We start from the raw sequence: 18259 nt of genomic DNA on the forward strand, positions 1-18259 counted from the left end.
TGACCGCCACCGTGCAGGAAGTTGCACGCAACGCCGAACAAGCCTCCCTGGCCGCAGCCGATGCCGATGGCCAGGCCCGCGCAGGCGACAAAGTGGTGGCCGAGGCCATCGCCCAGATCGAACGCCTGGCCGCCGAAGTGGCGCGCTCCACCGACGCCATGGCGCATCTGCAACAAGAGAGCAACAAAATCGGCAGCGTGATGGACGTGATCAAGGCCGTGGCCGAGCAAACCAACCTGCTGGCCCTCAACGCGGCGATTGAAGCGGCGCGTGCCGGTGAAGCCGGTCGCGGGTTTGCCGTGGTCGCCGACGAAGTACGTGGCCTGGCCCAGCGCACACAGAAATCCACCGAGGAAATCGAAGGCCTGGTGGCCGGTTTGCAGAACGGCACCCAGCAAGTGGCCAACGTGATGAACAACAGCCGCAGCCTCACCGACAGCAGCGTCGAACTGACGCGCAAGGCCGGTGTGTCGCTGGAGAACATCACCCGGACGGTGTCGAACATCCAGTCGATGAACCAGCAGATCGCCGCCGCCGCCGAACAGCAAAGCGCCGTGGCCGAAGAGATCAGCCGCAGTATCGTCAATGTGCGTGATGTGTCGGAACAGACCGCCACCGCGAGCGAAGAAACGGCCAAGTCGAGTGTGGAACTGGCGCGCCTGGGTAGCCAGTTGCAGCAGATGGTCAGCCACTTCCGGGTGTAAGAAACCAAAAAGCCGCTTCGGTATTAACCGAAGCGGCTCCACTTCTCAGACCTTACAGGTCATCGAAGCTGTCCCGCAGGAATGTCCACACGTGATAAACACGCACGGCATTCACTACGAGGTTCCATGTACGTCGTGCAAACCTAGACATACTCGGCCCTCCGTGAGTTGGGCCTTACCTCCAGCACACTTACCGGAACACGTGAGCCTTTGGATGCGGGTCAACGCTTCCTGTGAGGCGGCCGGGCTTTGGTTCCTCCCGCATGAATCCGGCACGGATTACTAGCCCGTGGCGTTCGGTCCATAATTCCGCGCGCATACCCAGCCACCTACAAAACGACATACTTGGAACGGGGGTGATACTAATCAACATCTGGATCAAAGGTGTGACAGGTGACGATAAACCTGCTGGAAAGATCAACTGAAATATTGCAAATTTTTGCCATCGACTCTCAACAGAAATAAAGTCGACAGATAAAAAGTCATGACCCTCGCCAAGCCTTGCGCGATACGATAACCGGCATTAGTATCCTTGGGCGGGTCAGCGCTTCCTGTAAGAATGCAACCCCAGCCACTAACTGGGATTGCAAAAAAAAACCGCCTACCAAGGCGGTTTTTTATTACCTGCGATTTGCCTCTCAGCCCTCGCCTTCCTCAACAAACACCAGCCGATTCCCAAACGGATCCTTGATGCTCATCTCCCGCGAGCCCCAAGGCGTTTGCTCCACCCCAGGCTTGGCATACCGGTAGCCCTTGCCCACCAACTGCTGCTGGTACGCGTCCACCCCTTGCGCCTGAATCCGCACCGCCGCGCCCGGCGAAGCATCGCCATGATGCTCGGACAAATGCAGCACACACTCGCCCAATGACACCTGCAGGTACAACGGAAAATTCGCCTCGAAGCGATGCTGCCAGTCGACCTTGAACCCGAGGAAATCGACATAGAATCCTAACGCCTTGGCCTCATCGAAAATCCGCAGGATGGGAATGACTTTTCCTAAGTGCATGGCAACCGCTCCGTGTATAAGAGCGCCCACTATAGAGTCGAAAACCCACCCCGCAAATCCCCGCTGCGCGCCAAAAAGCGGCCCGGTCGCTGACCATTCGCCTGCCCCTCGCGGTAGCTCAACACGCCATTGACCCACACACCGTCAATGCCCTCGGCGGCGCGTTGCGGTTGCTTGAAGTCCGCCACATCGCGTATGCGCAGCGGGTCGAACAACACCAGGTCGGCCCAATGCCCTTCACGTATTTCACCCCGTTCGGACAAGCCAAATCGCGCCGCCGACAACCCGGTCATTTTATGTACCGCCGTGTGCAGCGGGAACAGGCCGACATCGCGGCTGAAATGTCCCAACACCCGTGGGAATGCGCCCCACAAACGCGGATGCGGGAACGGATCTTCAGGCAAACCATCCGAGCCGACCATCGACAATGGGTGCGCCAAGATCCGCCGCACATCCGCCTCATCCATGCCGTAATACACCGCGCCGGCCGGTTGCAGGCGCCGCGCCGCGTCCATCAGCGAGACGCCCCACTCACCCGCAATGTCCTGCAAGTCACGCCCGCCCATGCCAGGGTGCGGCGTCGACCAGGTAATCGTGATACGGAACGCATCGGTCACCTGCTTGAGATCCAGGGTCGATGAACTCGCCGCATAGGGATAACAATCACACGCCACCGGGTGGGTTTTCGCCGCCGACTCCAACGCTGCCAACAGCTGTGGACTACGTCCCCAGTTCCCGGCTCCTGCACATTTGAGGTGGGAAATAATCACCGGTATCCGTGCATGCCGGCCGATCAGAAAAGCCTCGTCCATCGCCTCCAGCACCGGTTCGAATTCGCTGCGCAGATGGGTGGTGTATACCGCACCGTAGGCCGTCAGTTCTTCACTCAGTTGCAGCACTTCATCGGTCTCGGCATTGAACGCGCTGGCATAGGCCAGGCCGGTGGATAACCCCAGTGCACCGGCGTCGAGACTGTCCTTCAACTGCACACGCATCGCGGCGATTTCACCAGCAGTGGCGGTGCGATGCAGATCATCCATGTGGTTGCTGCGCAGTGCCGTATGACCGATCAGCGCTGCCACGTTGACCGCCGGATGGGCGTTTTCCACTGCGCGGCGGTAATCGCTGAAACGCGGATAGGCGAACGCCTCGCGCTGCCCCAGCAGGTTCATCGGGTCCGGTGGATCACCGCGCAAACTGACCGGAGAAGCACTGATCCCACAGTTACCGACGATCACCGTGGTCACCCCCTGGCTCAGCTTGGGCAACATCTGCGGATGACGGATCACCACCGTGTCATCGTGAGTGTGTACGTCAATAAAGCCCGGTGCCAATACGCGGCCGGCGGCATCGAATTCATGCTCGCCATGGGCCGCTGACAAATCGCCAATCGTCGCAATACGCCCGTCGCGCGTCCCCACATCCGCAACGTAGCCAGGGGTGTTGCTGCCATCGATGATCAACGCCTGGCGAATCAGCGTGTCGTACTTCATATCAGTCTCCAAGCGGCAGGCTGTCAGGGCCGCCGCGGTAATCGTCCAGGGCCAGCTTGATGCGGCGCAGACGCTCCTGGTTGTCGTCCGGCATGGCCAGTGCCAGCTCGGTGGCGAGCAGGTCGATGGCCAGCAGCATGCCGTAGCGCGCCGCCGTGGGTTTGTAGATGAAGCTGGTTTCGGCCGGTTGCAGCGGCAGCAACACATCGGCCAACTGCGCCAACGGTGAATCCGCCAGGGTGATGGCGATGATGCGCGCGTCGTAGCTGCGCGCCAGCGTCACCACGTCGAGCAATTCGGGGGTCAGGCCAGTGAGCGAACAGACGATCAGCGCATGTTCGGCCCCCAATGTTGCCGCCGTGACGCGCATCATCACCGGGTCATGGCACGCGGCAATCGGATACCCCAGGCGTACCAACCGTACCTGCAACTCCTCGCTGCACAGGCTTGAGGGGCCGCCCATGCCGAAGGCGTGGATCATCCGCACCTTGCCCAGCAGGTTGACCGCATCGACAAAGCTGGCTTGATTGAACCCCGACAAGTGCTGGCGCAACGTCGCCTCGATATCGCCGAGGATCTGGCGGTGAAACGCCGACTGTTCCGGTAAGCCCGCCGGGTCCAGGAAGCGGCTGCCGACACCGCTGGCCTGGGCCAATTGCAGGCGCAGGTCGCGCAAGTCCCGACAGCCGACACTGCGGGCAAACCGTGACAGGGTCGCGGTGCTGACCTCGGCCCGTTGGGACAACGCTTCCAGGCTGGCCGATGCAGCGAAGCCCACGTCATCCAGCATCAGCTTGGCGATACGGCCTTCGCCGGCGCTGAAGGAGGCCTGGCGGGCGCGGATCTGGTAGAGGATGTCCATGGGGGCTCCGGGTTACAAAATACAGGACAGGCCGTACGTCAGACCGAAGGCGACCACTGAAATCAGGGTCTCCAGCACGGTCCAGGTCTTGAAGGTCTGGATTACCGTCATATTGAAGTATTCCTTGATCAGCCAGAAGCCGCCGTCGTTGACGTGGGAAAAGATCACCGAGCCAGCACCGGTGGCCAGCACCAGCAATTCCGGGTGTGGATAACCCAGGCCCAGGGCGACCGGTGCCACCACACCCGACGCCGTGGTCATGGCCACCGTGGCCGAGCCCGTGGCAACCCGCATCAGCGCGGCGAACAACCAGCCCATCACCAGCGGCGACAAGTTAAAGGCATTGGCCAGGCCGAGGATCTCATGGGTGACGCCGGCATCCACCAGGATGCGGTTCAAACCACCACCGGCGCCCACCAGCAAGGTGATGCTGGCGGTCGGCGCCAGGCACTCATTGGTGAACTTGAGAATCGACTCGCGGTTGAAGCCCTGCGCCAGGCCCAGGGTCCAGAAACTCACCAGGGTCGCCACCAACAGGGCGATCACCGAGTTGCCGATAAACAACAGGAACTGGTTGAACGCAGTGCCCGGCGTGGACAGCAGGTTGGCCCAGCCGCCGATCATCATCAGCACCACCGGCAACAGGATGGTGCCCATGGTCAGGGCGAAGCTCGGCAAGCGAGTGCGCGGTTCGCGGTCGATAAACTGGCGTTCCAACGGGTTTTCCGCCGGTAAGTGGATGCGCGGCACGATGAACCTGGCGTACAGCGGGCCGGCGATGATCGCCGTCGGGATACCGATCAGGATCGCATAGAGCACGGTCTGCCCGACCGATGCGTTATACGCCAGCACCGCCATCATCGCCGCCGGGTGCGGCGGCACCAGCGCATGCACCACCGACAAGCCGGCCACCATGGGCAAGCCGACCATCAGGATCGACACCCCGACGCGCCGCGCCACGGTAAAGGCGATCGGCACCAGCAACACAAAACCGACCTCGAAAAACAAGGGCAGCCCCACCAGGAAGGCAATGCACACCATCGCCCAGTGCGCATTGCGCTCGCCGAACCGGTTGATCAGCGTACGCGCCACCTGCTCGGCACCGCCGGACTCGGCCATCATCTTGCCGAGCATGGTGCCCAGCGCCACCACCAGGGCGATATGCCCCAGGGTCTTGCCGACGCCCGCTTCGTAGGACCCCATGATGGTATCCGCCGGCATCCCGGCCATCAGTGCCAAGCCGATGGACACCAGGGTGATGACGATAAACGGGTTGAGTCGGTAGCGTGCTATCAGCACGATCAAAGCAATGATGGCGATGGCAGCGTATGCCAATAGCCCGAAGCCCGGTGATGCGGCCATGCGGTACTCCTCGGAAAGGGTCACGTCGAATAGGTTGTGAAACTCATAAATCATTACCGGGACTGACTTTCAATTTTTATGAAAGTAATTTTCGCGCAGGGATAAGCGCCGTCGCATTGGGACATGCCCAGCGCCAGTGCATGAAAATTCGGGGGGTGTTCTTACATGAAGATCAGACAACGCCGGAAACTCACCGAGCGCCATCGAGTCATAGAATGCGCACTCACTCATGCCCAGGAACCGACCATGATTCGCACCTCACTCGCCGCCAGCGCCGTGCTTCTCGCCCTGTGCGGCAGCGCTTCAGCCGCCGACAACGCCGCACTGAAGAAATGCATGGACAGCGCCAATACGACCGCAGACATGGTCAATTGCAACGCCAAGGAAGCCAAGGTGCAGGATGAGCGCCTGAACCGCGCCTACAAGACCGCCCTCGCCGCCCAGGAAGGCGCGCGTAAGCAACAATTGCAGGACGTGCAGCGCCTGTGGATCAAATACCGCGACGCCAATTGCGCCTTTGCGGGCAGCGCCACTGGCGGCACCATTGACCAGGTCAATGGCTCCGGCTGTGTGCTGGACATGACCCAGACCCGCGCCCAGGAATTGGAAGACCTGGTCGGGCCTTAACACACACCCGACCTCTGGAGGAGCGAGCTTGCTCGCGAAAAACTCACAGGCGCCGCGTTGATTCAGGAAACACGCGTTATCGTTGACGTTTTTCGCGAGCAAGCTCGCTCCTACAGGTGTGTGTGATCAATCGTGGTGAACCTTGGCACGCTTGAGCAGCTTCTTGCAGCGCTCGGACAAATGCAGCACCCGCAGATGCTTGCCGGCCTTGCTGTAGCGCTCGCGCAGGGTCATCAGCGCGGCAATCGCCGAGTAGTCGACAACGCTCAGGTGGCGGCAATCCAGGGTCACGTGCGCCGGGTCGTTGGCGGGGTCGAACTGGTTCAGGAACGGCGTGGTCGAGGCAAAGAACAACGTGCCATGCAGGCGGTAGAGCTTGCTGCCGTCGTTTTCCAGGTGTTCATCCGCATACAACTCCCGCGCCTGTTGCCAGGCGAAGTTCAGCGCTGCGATCAGAATGCCGCAGAGCACCGCCGTGGCCAGGTCGGTGAACACGGTGATCACGGTCACCGCGAGAATCACCAGCACATCATTGAGCGGCACCTTGTTGATCACCCGCAGCGACGCCCAGGCAAAGGTCTGCTGCGACACCACGAACATCACGCCCACCAGCGCCGCCAGCGGGATGCGTTCAATCAGCGGTGACAGAAACAGAATGAACAACAGGATCATTACCCCGGCAAACACGCCGGAGAAACGCCCGCGCCCGCCGGAACTGAGGTTGATCACGGTTTGCCCGATCATCGCGCAACCGCCCATGCCGCCGAACAGGCCCGAGACCATATTCGCCGCGCCCAGGGCCACGCTTTCGCGGTCCGGGTAGCCACGGGTCTCGGTGATTTCGTCGGTAAGGTTGAGGGTCAGCAGGGTTTCCAGCAGGCCGACCATGGCCATCAGGAACGCGTAAGGCGCGATGATGCCGAGGGTGTCCAGCGACCAGGGTATCTGCGGCAGCGCGAAGGTGGGCAGGCCACCGGCGATGTGGGCCATGTCGCCCAGCGTGCGTGTTGGCAAGCCCAGCAGGTACACCGCCAGGCCCACGCCAAGAATCGCCACCAGCGCAGGCGGCACGGCACGGGTGACGCGCGGCAGCAGGTAGACGATGGCCATGGTCACCAGCACCAGGCCGGTCATCACATACAGCGGCGTGCCGCTGAGCCAGCGTTCACCGCTCTTGAAATGCTCCAGTTGCGCCAAGGCAATGATGATCGCCAAGCCGTTGACGAACCCCAACATCACCGGGTAGGGCACCATGCGCACCAGCTTGCCCAGGCGTAGCAGGCCGAACGCAACCATGATCAGCCCGCCCAACAACACCGTCGCCAGCAAATACTCCACGCCGTGTTGCACCACCAGCGCGACGATCACCACCGCCATCGACCCCGCCGCCCCGGAGACCATGCCCGGCCGGCCGCCGAACAACGCGGTGAGGGTGCAGATGATGAAAGCGCCGTAGAGTCCCATCAGCGGGTTGAGGTGAGCCACCAAGGCAAAGGCGATACATTCGGGCAGCAACGCGAAAGACGTGGTGAGGCCGGCCAGTGCATCGGCGCGCAGTCGGGTGAGGTTCATGAGGTACCAGGGCATTGCGGGAGTAAGGCGGGGAATGGTACGGAATTGAGCGCGACGGGACCAGATTTTTAAGGCAGGCAACCCCCTGCGGCAAGTGGGCTTGTTGCAATGCCAGTCAGTTAAGGAGCAACACTGTCACGGTGGCGAGCGGGCTTGTTGTGGCGAGCGGGCTTGCCCCGCGTTGGGCTGCGAAGCAGCCCCTGTCAGAGCAACCGCGTACATCCAGACAGAAATGCGGTGAATGGTTTTGGGGCTGCTGCGCAGCCCAACGCGGGGCAAGCCCGCTCGCCACAACAAGCCTGCTGCCACAGTAAGCCTGCTGCCACAACAAGCCTGCTTGCCATCAGTGAATCGCAGAAAACCTAGACCATCTCGTGGCGAATCCACTCCACCACCGACGTGCGCTTCGGTGCCCAGCCCAGCAACTCGCGGGCATGCTTGCCGCGCACGCGGCTGTTGGAGCCCAGGCCATAGTTGGCCATTTCATAGCCCCATTCGGCTTCAGCCTCGGCCAGTGGCCAATCCTGCGGCTTACCCAGGTTCAGGGCTTGGGCGATCGCGGTGGTCATGTCGATAAACGAGGCCTCGCCGCTTTCCACAAAGTAGAACGTCCCCGGCACATTCTTCTTCAGCGCCAGCAGGTACAGCGCCACCACGTCTTCAATGTGCACGTTGGACCAAATGTTTTGCCCCGTCCCCACATGGCGCACCACCCCACTCTTGCGCGCCTGCTTGAGCAAGCGCGGCAATTGCACGCTGTCACGCTTCACGCCCAGGCTGTGGCCGTAGATCAGGGTGTTGCAGATCACGGCCGAATTCACGCCGTCGCGGGCAGCCGCCAGGACCAGGTTGTCGATGGCCACGCGTGCAGCCTTGTCGACAGTCGGCTCCGGCAGGTTGTCTTCGAAATAGATGACATCACTGGCCTTGCCGCCCGACGCATCGCCCACAATGCTCGAACCGCTGGTATGCAGGAATGGCTTGTTCGAGCCTTTCAACGCAGCCAGCAGGGTTTCCACCGCGGCACGGTGGTCGCTGCTCGCGGCATTGATCACCGCATCGGCTTTGTGCGCCTGCGCGGTCAATACGGCGGCGTCATCGAGGGTACCGATCACCGGGTTGATGCCCAGGGCGGTCATTTCAGCCGCTTGCCCGGCGCTGCGTACCAGACCGGTAACCGTGTGGCCGGCCTTGACCAGGCCAGTGGCGATGGAACCGCCGATAAAACCGGCTGCGCCGGTAATGAATACGTTCATGGAGAGTGCTCCTGACGGGGTAGGTGATGGGTCCATTGTTACGGACTCATCCCTGCCGAATAAGCCCGCAGCGCCCAATTCACTCTTGCGTGACGGTCACGAATCAGCAGGCATACCGCGCCAGCTTGGCTTGGATGAAGTCCAAGAAGCACTGGATGCGTAAGGCCAACTGCGAATTGCGGTAGAACACCGCATGGATCGGCTGGCGATAGCCACTGTTGAACGCCTCCAGCACCGGCACCAGGCGCCCGGCATTGATGTCGTCGACGGTCATGAAGTTGGACAGGCAGCAAATGCCCTGTCCTTCCAGCGCCAGCTGCCGCAAGGTTTCACCGCTGGACGCAGCAATGCCGGGCTGGATCAGCCAGCGGTCACCTTCCACATGGCGCAGGGGCCAATGGTTGAGGGTTTCGGTCTGGGTGAAGCCGAGCAAGGTGTGGTCGGCCAGTTCGGCAACCGTCGTCGGCGCACCATGCTGCTTGAGGTAGGCGGGGCTGGCGAGGATATGCAGCGGCGACCAGCCGAGGGAGCGCGCATGCAGGGTGGAGTCGGCCAGGGCGCCAATGCGAATGGCGATGTCGGTGCTTTGCTCCAGCAGGTCGATGATCAAATCATCGCTGTTCAGCTCCAGCTGGATGTCCGGGTACAGGCTGCGAAACTCAGCGATGTACGGCACGATCCCATGCAGCATGAACGGCACGGCGGCGTTGATACGCAGGCGCCCGGCCGGATTTTTCTGGCGGGACGACAGGCGCTCCTCCAGCTCGTCCATCTGCGCCAGGATCAGCTTGGCCTGCTCGAAGAAGTACTTGCCCTCCTCGGTCAGGTCCATGCGCCGCGTGGTGCGGTTGATCAGCGTGGTCTCAAGCTTGGCTTCCAGGCGCGACAGCGTGCGGCTGACCGCTGACGGCGTCTGCCCGACCTGTTCCGCCGCCGCGGAAATCGAGCCGCACTCAATCACGCTGACGAAGATCTGTAGCTCATCGGATCGGGCTTTCACAGGCGGTCCTCATTATCGGTTCAGCGCAGCTTACACCGGGAGGTTGAACACCTGCGCCAGATGCTGCTCGTAGCGCGCCACATCGGCCTCGATGGCCGGGCGTTTCATCACGTCCACGCAGAGGAAGGTCGGCAGGCCGGTCATGCCGAGGAACTCGTTGGCTTTGTGGAACGGGAAGTACACCGCGTCTACGCCCTTGGCTTCGAAGAAGTCAGTCGGGTCGTCAAAGGCTTGCTGCGGGGCGTTCCAGGTCAGCGACAGCATGTATTGCTTGCCCTGGATGAGGCCACCGCTGCCGTATTTCTGCGAGGCGTCGGAGCGGGTGCGACCATCGCTGGCGTACAGGCTGCCGTGGCCTTCGGTGAAGACTTCGTCGATGTACTTCTTGACGATCCACGGCGCGCCCATCCACCAGCCAGGCATCTGGTAAATGATCACGTCGGCCCAGAGGAATTTGGCGACCTCTTCGGCCACGTCGTAGCCGGCATCGATATGGGTGACTTTGACGTCGATACCGCCTCGGTCCAACACCGCCAAGGCGGTGTCATGCAGGGTGGTGTTGTAGCGGCCATCGGAGTGGGCGAACTTTTTGCCGCCATTGAGCAGGAGTACTTTTTTCATGGGAAGCGTCCAGAAGGTTGAAAATGTCTGGGCGCAGACTATCGGCCTCGGCCCCTTGGAATAAGCCACCACTGAGCAAAATACTTTTGACCAGAAATCACGAATACCTCAATCATTGTTAACCGCTGATCAGCAGATGCCCGCCCAACAAGGCCATACCGATAAAAAACACGCGCTTGAACAACAGCGCACTGATGCGCTGGCGCACCACCTGGCCCAGCCACATACCCAGCAGCGCCGGCACCAGCGCCAGCAACGAGGCACTGACTTCTCCCCCGCCCAAGGTGCCACGCCAGGCCAATCCCGCGGCCAACGCGAGGGTCGACACGCTGAACGACAGCCCCAACGCCTGCACCAACTGATCGCGATTCAACCCCAACGCTTGCAGGTACGGCACCGCAGGGATCACGAATACGCCCGTCGCGGAGGTGATCACGCCGGTGACCAGCCCACACAGCGGGCCCAGCCAGCGCTCGGTTGGAGCGTTGACCTTGAACGTGGGCAGGAACAGTCCACTCAGTGCATACGCCAGCAACGCCGCGCCCAACGCGCGCACCACCCATTGCCCGGCGTCCATTCCCAGCCACACCGTGCCCAGCCCGGTACCGAGGAAAATCAGCAGCAACATCGGCCACAGGCGCTTGAGCAAAGCACTCAGGTGCCCGCCGAATGCCAATTGCCACAGGTTGGTGACGGTCGAAGGGATGATCAGCAACGCCGCAGCCTGTGCCGGCAACATAGCCAGGCCGAGCATGCCCATGGCCACGGTGGGCAGGCCGAGGCCGATCACGCCCTTGACGGTGCCAGCCAGCAGGAAGGTGCCGATCACCAGCAAGGTAAGGGCGGGGCCGAGGTTTTGGTAAAACGCGAGGAGGGTATTCATGGGCCGATTGTGCGACTTTTCGATAAGCTCGGAAATTCGCCATATACTGAGGCAGCCTCTTGTTTTGCATGAGGCTGAGGGCCTCATCGGGGGCAAGCTCCTCCGACACTTGGACTGCATCCATGTGTGGGAGGGGTGGTGCGAGGCGTCGACTTGCTCCCGATGAGGCCAGTCCTATCACCCGAGCAATCAGCCATGCACTTTGACCTGATCGACCTGCGCCTCTACCTGCACGTCCTCGACACCGGCAATATCACCGCCGGCGCGGCCCGCAGTCATTTATCCCTGGCCGCCGCCAGTGCGCGCATCCGGGCGATGGAGGCTTCGTTGGGTATCGAGTTTCTCGACCGTGGGCGTCGAGGCGTCACCCCCACGCCTGCGGGAAAAGCCTTGGCCCGTCACGCCCGCCTGCTGCTGCAACAGGCCGAGCACCTGCAACAGGACCTCGCGGAATACGCCAACGGCGTCAAAGGCCAGGTGCGCCTGCTGTGCAACACCACCGCGCTCAGCGAATACCTGCCGGAACTGCTCGCGGACTTTCTGCGCGAACACCCCAACCTCGATATCGACCTGCAGGAACTGCCAAGCCTGCGCATCACCCAAGCCTTGCGCCAGGGCACGGCGGACCTGGGGATCATCTCCGACGCCGTGGACGCCCACGGCTTGCAGACCCTCGCGTTTCGCGACGATCCACTGGTGCTGATCATGCCGCTGGAGCATCCGTTGACGGCAGCAAGTACGGTGACCTTTATCGACAGCCTGCATTACGACTATGTGGGCCTGGCCGCCCATAGCGCGCTGGCGGTGTACCTGGAAGAACAGGCGTTGCACGCGGGGTTTCGCCTGCAAACGCGCATCCGCGCCGAGAGTTTTGACGGGGTGATGCGCATGGTTGCACGCGGCGCGGGCCTGGGGATCGTGCCCCAGGCGGCGCTGGCCCGTTGGCCGTTGGAGCAGCGCTTCAAGGCCCAACCGTTGCGAGAAGATTGGGCCTGTCGAACACTGCTGTTATGCGCGCGCTCGTTCGACCACCTGCCAGGTTACGCCAGGGCCCTGTTCGACGCCTTGACCCTGCCCTTGCGGAAAAACCCGTAATACACCGCCGACAGGATCAGCAGGAACGGCACGCCAAATACCAACGTCACCTTGAACGCCTCGGTGAAATAGGTGGTGATCATCACCGCGCCCATCAGCAGCAAGGTGATCAACGCCCCGATGGCGTAGCTCACCCGTACGCTGGGGCCGGCATAGCCGATGGCGTTGCACGGTCTAACTGTTGTCACAGATCCCCTGTGGGAGGGGGCTTGCCCCCGATGACGGTGTGTCAGTCACTTAGATGTTTGCTGATCCACCGCTATCGGGGGCAAGCCCCCTCCCACATTTTGATCTGCGTTATCTTCAGGTGACGCTGTGGCGGACTTTGAATTGCGGTTGGTCCCAGGTGCGGTTGTCGAGGATTTCACCGAGGATTTCCACGGCATCCCACACCTCGGTAAAGCTTGTGTACAACGGCGTAAACCCAAAGCGCATGATGCGCGGCTCGCGGTAGTCACCGATCACACCACGGGCGATCAACGCCTGGATCACCGCATAGCCTTCAGGGTGCTCGAAGCTCACATGACTGCCACGCCGGGCGTGCTCACGCGGGGTGATCAGTACCAGCTCATGGGCAGCACAACGGGCCTCCACCAACGCGATAAACAGGTCAGTCAACGCCAGGGACTTGCTGCGCAGGCTGGCCATATCGGTCTGTTCGAAAACCTCCAGCCCACACTCCACCATCGCCAGCGAGGTGATCGGCTGGGTGCCGCACAGGTAGCGGGCGATGCCAGCACTCGGCGCATAGGTGGACTCCATGGCGAACTGCCGGGTATGTCCGAACCAGCCCGACAACGGCTGCCGCACCACATCCACCAACGCCGGGTTGACCCACACGAATGCCTGGGAGCCCGGGCCGCCGTTGAGGTATTTGTAGGTGCAGCCAATCGCATAATCGGCACCGGCCTGATGCAGGTCGATGGGCACCGCGCCCGCCGAATGGGCCAGGTCCCAGAGGCTCAGCGCGCCGCACTCGTGGCTCAGGGCGGTCAGCGCCTGCATGTCGTACATGTAGCCGGTCTTGTAGTTGACGTGGGTGAGCATCACCACCGCCACGTCCTGGTCGATGGCCTGGGGCAATTCGTCCGGGCTGTTCACCAGGCGCAGGGAATAGCCCTGTTGCAGCAGCTCGGCCAGGCCCTCGGCGATATACAGGTCGGTCGGAAAGTTGCTCGCCTCGCTGACGATCACCTTGCGCGCAGGCGCGCGTTGACGCTGCACGGTCAACGCGGCGCTGAGCACCTTGAACAGGTTGATCGAGGTGGTATCGGTGATCACCACCTCACCGTCGCGCGCGCCGATCAGCGGTGCCAGGCGATTGCCCAGGCGCTGGGACAAATCCGCCCAGCCGGCGCTGTTCCAGCTGCGAATCAGGCCATTGCCCCACTCTTCGGCAATCACCGCCTGCGCCCGCGCCAAGGCCGCCACCGGGCGCGCGCCGAGAGAGTTACCGTCAAGATAGATCACGCCCTCCGGCAAGGCGAACTGACGACGCAGCGGCGCCAGCGAGTCCTGGGTGTCGAGGGCTTGGCAATGGCTTCGGGGGGTCATGGGCTGTCCTGGCTTTTAGGCTGAAGATGCTGCAAATAATGAACGAAGCTTTAGAGAATTTTCGTGCAAAGTGGTGGGTAACACGCTAATTAAGCTATAGGAAATTCGAATTTAAACCGAAAATACGCGGATTTATGCCAACCATGATTCTCGACGCCACCGACCTGCGCCTCCTGCATTTCCTGCAACAGGATGGCCGTATCAGCAACCAGGAACTGGCGGAAAAAGTCGCGCTGTCACCCTCCGCCTGCCTGCGCCGCCTGCGCTTGCTGGAGAGCGAAGGCATCATCAGCGGCTATCGCGCGGTGCTGAATGCCGAGCAGTTGGGGATCGAGTTGGAGGCCATCGTCCACCTCTCCTTGCGCCAGGATGTGGAGGATTGGCATGAGACGTTTATCAAGAAGGTGCAAGGCTGGCCGGAAGTGGCCAGCGCCTACGTGATCACCGGCGCCAGCAACTACGTGCTACGGGTGCAGGCGCGCAACCTCAAGCACTTTTCGGACTTTATCGTGAACCACCTGAACCGCACGGCGGGGGTGATGGATATTCGCTCGGAGATCGTGTTGCAGAAGATCAAGGATCGGGATGAGGTGTTGGATCTGGTTGTGCGTAAGTAGGCCGACGATGCCTTTTGTAGGAGCGAGCTTGCTCGCGAAACAGGTACATCCAGCGCAGCGATGCGCCTGAAATACCTTCGCGAGCAAGCTCGCTCCTACAGGGGGCGTCTACTACGGCGTACGCGGCGTCGAAGACTTGTGCGAAGCGGCGCGCATCCAGGTCTACGCCTCCAGGCTCGCCCACTTTCGCTACACCGAAGTCCTGAGCACCCCTTCGCCCGCATGGTCCGGCAAGCGTGGCTACCTCATCGAGCATTTCGACCTGGCCGAATTACGCGACAGATCGGCCGATATGTACGTGTGCGCCCCCCCCGCCAATGGTCGAATCCGTCCAGCAATGGCTGGTGGATCAGACACTTGATGGCGTTCAGCTGTATTACGAAAAGTTCACGCAGAGTAATATCTGACCCCTCAGCACTTCTGAGGGGCGGGTTCGGCGTGTAATCAACCCCGAGAAAAACAAGTAGAAGGGAATGTTAATGGCGGATGACATGGTTAACCCGGTAGGCCTCAAGCGTGGCCTGAAGAACCGGCATATTCAGCTGATTGCCTTGGGAGGGGCCATCGGCACGGGGCTGTTCCTCGGTTCGGCCGGGGTGCTCAAGTCGGCGGGGCCGTCGATGATCCTGGGCTACGCGATTGCCGGTTTCATCGCGTTCCTGATCATGCGCCAGCTGGGCGAGATGATCGTTGAAGAACCGGTGGCGGGTTCATTCAGCCACTTCGCGCACAAATACTGGGGCGGTTACGCGGGCTTCCTGGCGGGCTGGAACTACTGGGTGCTGTACGTGCTGGTGGGCATGGCCGAACTGACGGCCGTGGGCAAGTACATCCAGTTCTGGTGGCCAGAGATTCCAACCTGGGTCAGCGCACTGGTGTTCTTTGTCGCGGTGAACCTGATCAACACCCTGAACGTGAAGTTCTTCGGTGAGGCTGAGTTCTGGTTCGCGATCATCAAGGTGGTGGCGATTGTCGGCATGATCGTGCTCGGCTGCTACCTGCTGTTCAGCGGCACCGGCGGCCCGCAAGCCTCGATCAGCAACCTGTGGAGCCACGGCGGGTTCTTCCCCAACGGCGGCATGGGGCTGTTGATGTCCATGGCGTTCATCATGTTCTCGTTCGGTGGCCTGGAGCTGGTGGGCATCACTGCCGCCGAGGCCAGCGAACCGCGCAAGGTGATCCCGAAGGCGATCAACCAGGTGGTGTACCGCATCCTGATTTTCTATGTCGGTGCCCTGACCGTGCTGCTGTCGCTGTACCCCTGGGATCAACTGCTGCAAACCCTCGGCGCGTCGGGCGATGCCTACAGCGGCAGCCCGTTTGTGCAGATCTTCTCGCTGATCGGGAACGACACCGCCGCGCATATCCTCAACTTCGTGGTACTGACCGCGGCGCTGTCGGTGTACAACAGCGGCGTGTACTGCAACAGCCGCATGCTGTTCGGCCTGGCCGAGCAAGGCGATGCACCCAAGTCGCTGATGAAACTCAACAAGCAAGGCGTACCGTTGCGGGCCCTGGGTATTTCGGCGCTGGTGACGATGCTGTGCGTGGTGGTCAACTACGTGGCACCGAAAAGTGCCCTGGAGTTGCTGTTTGCGCTGGTGGTTGCCTCGCTGATGATCAACTGGGCGCTGATCAGCATCACGCACATCAAGTTCCGCAAAGCCATGGGTGAGCAAGGCGTGGTGCCGTCGTTCAAGACCTTCTGGTTCCCGTTCAGCAACTACCTGTGCCTGGCGTTCATGCTGATGATCATCAGCGTGATGCTGGCGATTCCTGGGATTCGGGAGTCGGTGTATGCGATGCCGGTGTGGGTGGGGGTTATCTATGTGGCCTACCGGTTGCGAGTGAGTAAGACGAAAGCGGTCGCCGCTGCGCAGTAATATCCATGTGGGAGGGGGCTTGCCCCCTCCCACATTTGATTGCGTTTACAGCGTGGAGCGTACTCGCCACAGCTCGGGGAACAGCACCGTGTCGAGCATCTTGCGCAGGTAACCCACGCCTTCGGTGCCGCCAGTACCCGGCTGGAAGCCGATAATCCGCTCCACCGTGGTCACATGCCGGAAGCGCCATTGGCGGAACGAGTCCTCCAGGTCGATAAACTTTTCCGCCAACTGATACAGGTCCCAGTACCGGCTTGGGTCGCGATAGACCTCACGCCATGCCGCCTCCACGGAGTCATCATGCACCGTGGCCGCCGTCGGGTCGCGCTCGGCTCGTTGGGGATCAATCGCCAGGCCCGCCTTGGCCATCAGGTTGATCGCCTCGTCGTACAGCGACGGCGTGGCAATCGCCACCTGCAACTCCTGCAACAACTCAGGCCGATGGGCATGGGGCCGCAACAGCGCCGGGCTCTTGTTGCCGAGGATGAATTCGATCTCACGGTACTGGAACGACTGGAACCCTGATGACTGCCCCAGGAACGGGCGAATCGCCTTGTACTCCGACGGCGTCATCGTCGCCAGCACTGCCCAGGCGTGCACCAGTTGATCGAAGATCCGCGACACCCGCGCCAGCATCTTGAACGCTGGCGGCAACTCGCCCAGGCGCACGTGTTCGCGGGCGGCCTTGAGTTCGTGGAGCATCAGTTTCATCCACAGCTCGGAGGTCTGGTGCTGGATGATAAAGAGCATTTCGTTGTGGTCTGGCGACAGCGGGTGCTGGGCACTGAGGACTTTGCCCAGGTCCAGGTAGTCGCCATAGCTCATGGACTCGGAAAAATTCAGTTCGGCGTTATGCCATTCTTCCGGGGGTTGGTAATCAGCTGAGAAAGGACATTGGCTCATCGCGTGGGCTCCTTGAGCGGGCGGAGAATGGCACGGACCGGGCTGGCGTCGAGATGGGCAAACCGCAGGGGCAGCGCGATGAGTTCATAGTCGCCCTCCGCTACGTCATCGAGCACGATGCCTTCGAGAATCGCCATGCCATGGCGGGCCACGGCGTTGTGAGCATCCATGGTCTTGGACTGTTGCGGGTCCAGGGACGGGGTGTCGATACCGATCAGGCGCACACCGAGGCCGGCGAGCAGCTCGATGGTTTGCGGGGCGATGGCGGTGAAATTCGAATCCCACTCGGTCAGCGGCGCTTGTGGATAAGTGCGCAGTAACACGCGCTCGGGCAAGTTATCCACACGCCCGTCCAGTTGATGTGGCTGCACCAGCGCGCCGCTGTCCAGGCAATGCAACACGCGGCACGGGCCCATGTACACGTCCAACGACACTTCGCCAATCGGTGCACCCTGCGCGCTGTAATGCAGCGGGGCATCCACGTGGGCGCCAGTGTGCGGCGACAAGGTAATGCGCCCGACATTCACCGGACACTCCGGGCCGAACTGCCATACACGCTCTTCCTGGAACGGCGTATCCCCCGGCCAGGTCGGGGTCGCCGCGCTCAAGGGTGGGCTGATGTCCCACCACGTTTTTATTGGGTTCATTTCAAGGCTCTCGGTCGGTACTGAGGTGAATGATACGAGGGCCAGCTGTGAATTTTCTTGCGATTTCCTGCGCCAAGCCGGAAATATTTCGCACTTACTGCGAAGAAACGGCTTATTTACGCTCAGAAGTATCGCCTGGCCACAGAGGAGCGGCCACCAAGGATTAATGCCGG

Annotated in this window: 16 protein-coding genes and 4 pseudogenes; 6 read left to right on the plus strand and 14 right to left on the minus strand. The window is 61.5% G+C overall.

Features of this window, described 5'->3' with window-relative positions:
• Positions 1-110: 110 nt before the first annotated feature.
• Positions 111-704: pseudogene (locus QU606_RS33145) on the plus strand (methyl-accepting chemotaxis protein); the annotation flags it as partial.
• Between the two features lie 638 nt (positions 705-1342).
• Here QU606_RS33145 and QU606_RS30210 read toward each other — a convergent pair.
• From QU606_RS30210 to QU606_RS30225, 4 genes are read right to left on the minus strand one after another with little or no spacing between them, the layout of a single operon-like run.
• Positions 1343-1711 (minus strand): glyoxalase superfamily protein, encoded by a 369-nt coding sequence (locus QU606_RS30210; RefSeq protein WP_041161023.1) that lies wholly within the window; start codon positions 1709-1711, stop codon positions 1343-1345.
• A 29-nt stretch (positions 1712-1740) separates the two neighbouring features.
• Positions 1741-3204, minus strand: coding sequence for an amidohydrolase family protein (locus QU606_RS30215; protein ID WP_304997926.1), 1464 nt, complete (start codon positions 3202-3204; stop codon positions 1741-1743).
• Between the two features lies 1 nt (position 3205).
• Positions 3206-4066 carry a MurR/RpiR family transcriptional regulator gene (locus QU606_RS30220; protein WP_150054709.1) on the minus strand — a complete coding sequence of 287 codons (861 nt, stop codon included), beginning with the start codon at positions 4064-4066 and terminating at the stop codon, positions 3206-3208.
• A 12-nt stretch (positions 4067-4078) separates the two neighbouring features.
• The gene (locus QU606_RS30225; protein ID WP_069076983.1) at positions 4079-5482 is read right to left on the minus strand and encodes a gluconate:H+ symporter; all 1404 of its coding nucleotides are present in this window, start codon (positions 5480-5482) and stop codon (positions 4079-4081) included.
• 192 nt (positions 5483-5674) lie between these two features.
• Between QU606_RS30225 and QU606_RS30230 the strand changes: the two genes are divergently transcribed.
• Positions 5675-6055, plus strand: a complete 381-nt coding sequence (locus tag QU606_RS30230; protein ID WP_024077380.1) for a lysozyme inhibitor LprI family protein — start codon at positions 5675-5677, stop codon at positions 6053-6055.
• A gap of 126 nt (positions 6056-6181) precedes the next feature.
• Here the strand turns inward: QU606_RS30230 and QU606_RS30235 are convergent, their stop codons facing one another.
• From QU606_RS30235 to QU606_RS30255, 5 genes are all read right to left on the minus strand, one after another.
• Positions 6182-7627, minus strand: coding sequence for a SulP family inorganic anion transporter (locus QU606_RS30235; RefSeq protein WP_069077007.1), 1446 nt, complete (start codon positions 7625-7627; stop codon positions 6182-6184).
• 362 nt (positions 7628-7989) lie between these two features.
• Positions 7990-8883, minus strand: a complete 894-nt coding sequence (locus QU606_RS30240) for an NAD-dependent epimerase/dehydratase family protein (RefSeq protein ID WP_069077006.1) — start codon at positions 8881-8883, stop codon at positions 7990-7992.
• A 103-nt stretch (positions 8884-8986) separates the two neighbouring features.
• On the minus strand, positions 8987-9883 hold the full coding sequence (locus tag QU606_RS30245; RefSeq protein ID WP_069077005.1) for a LysR family transcriptional regulator: 897 nt from the start codon (positions 9881-9883) through the stop codon (positions 8987-8989).
• Between the two features lie 30 nt (positions 9884-9913).
• A complete protein-coding gene (locus QU606_RS30250; protein WP_024077384.1) occupies positions 9914-10504 on the minus strand; it encodes an NAD(P)H-dependent oxidoreductase in 591 nt (196 codons plus the stop codon).
• Between the two features lie 118 nt (positions 10505-10622).
• Positions 10623-11387 carry a sulfite exporter TauE/SafE family protein gene (locus QU606_RS30255; protein ID WP_304997928.1) on the minus strand — a complete coding sequence of 255 codons (765 nt, stop codon included), beginning with the start codon at positions 11385-11387 and terminating at the stop codon, positions 10623-10625.
• Positions 11388-11582: 195 nt separating this feature from the next.
• Between QU606_RS30255 and QU606_RS30260 the strand changes: the two genes are divergently transcribed.
• Entirely contained in the window at positions 11583-12482 is a 900-nt protein-coding gene (locus QU606_RS30260) for a LysR substrate-binding domain-containing protein (RefSeq protein WP_069077002.1), read from the plus strand.
• Here the strand turns inward: QU606_RS30260 and QU606_RS30265 are convergent.
• The 3 genes and pseudogenes from QU606_RS30265 to kynU all read right to left on the minus strand — a co-directional run.
• Positions 12428-12589, minus strand: a pseudogene (locus tag QU606_RS30265) (amino acid permease); the annotation flags it as partial. The gene QU606_RS30260 and the pseudogene QU606_RS30265 overlap by 55 nt on opposite strands.
• Positions 12566-12646: pseudogene (locus QU606_RS33150) on the minus strand (hypothetical protein); the annotation flags it as partial. The pseudogenes QU606_RS30265 and QU606_RS33150, both read right to left, overlap by 24 nt.
• Before the next feature lie 139 nt (positions 12647-12785).
• Positions 12786-14036, minus strand: a complete 1251-nt coding sequence (gene kynU / locus QU606_RS30270; protein ID WP_304997929.1) for a kynureninase — start codon at positions 14034-14036, stop codon at positions 12786-12788.
• Between the two features lie 143 nt (positions 14037-14179).
• Between kynU and QU606_RS30275 the strand changes: the two genes are divergently transcribed.
• The 3 genes and pseudogenes from QU606_RS30275 (at position 14180) to QU606_RS30285 (ending at position 16536) form a co-directional block, all read left to right on the plus strand.
• Positions 14180-14653, plus strand: coding sequence for an Lrp/AsnC family transcriptional regulator (locus QU606_RS30275; protein ID WP_003176072.1), 474 nt, complete (start codon positions 14180-14182; stop codon positions 14651-14653).
• A 106-nt stretch (positions 14654-14759) separates the two neighbouring features.
• Positions 14760-15060 (plus strand): annotated as a pseudogene (gene antC / locus QU606_RS30280) (anthranilate 1,2-dioxygenase electron transfer component AntC); the annotation flags it as partial.
• 72 nt (positions 15061-15132) lie between these two features.
• Positions 15133-16536 carry an amino acid permease gene (locus QU606_RS30285; protein ID WP_024077391.1) on the plus strand — a complete coding sequence of 468 codons (1404 nt, stop codon included), beginning with the start codon at positions 15133-15135 and terminating at the stop codon, positions 16534-16536.
• Between the two features lie 45 nt (positions 16537-16581).
• On the opposite strand, the gene kynA is transcribed toward QU606_RS30285, so the two are convergent.
• Positions 16582-17439, minus strand: coding sequence for a tryptophan 2,3-dioxygenase (kynA, locus tag QU606_RS30290; protein WP_150054012.1), 858 nt, complete (start codon positions 17437-17439; stop codon positions 16582-16584).
• Complete coding sequence (gene kynB, locus QU606_RS30295) at positions 17436-18086, minus strand: arylformamidase (protein WP_024077393.1); 651 nt, start codon at positions 18084-18086, stop codon at positions 17436-17438. The genes kynA and kynB overlap by 4 nt, the downstream gene beginning before the upstream one ends.
• Positions 18087-18259 lie beyond the last annotated feature (173 nt).

The organism is Pseudomonas sp. OVF7 (assembly GCF_030644265.1).
Classification (GTDB): Bacteria; Pseudomonadota; Gammaproteobacteria; order Pseudomonadales; family Pseudomonadaceae; genus Aquipseudomonas; species Aquipseudomonas gorinensis.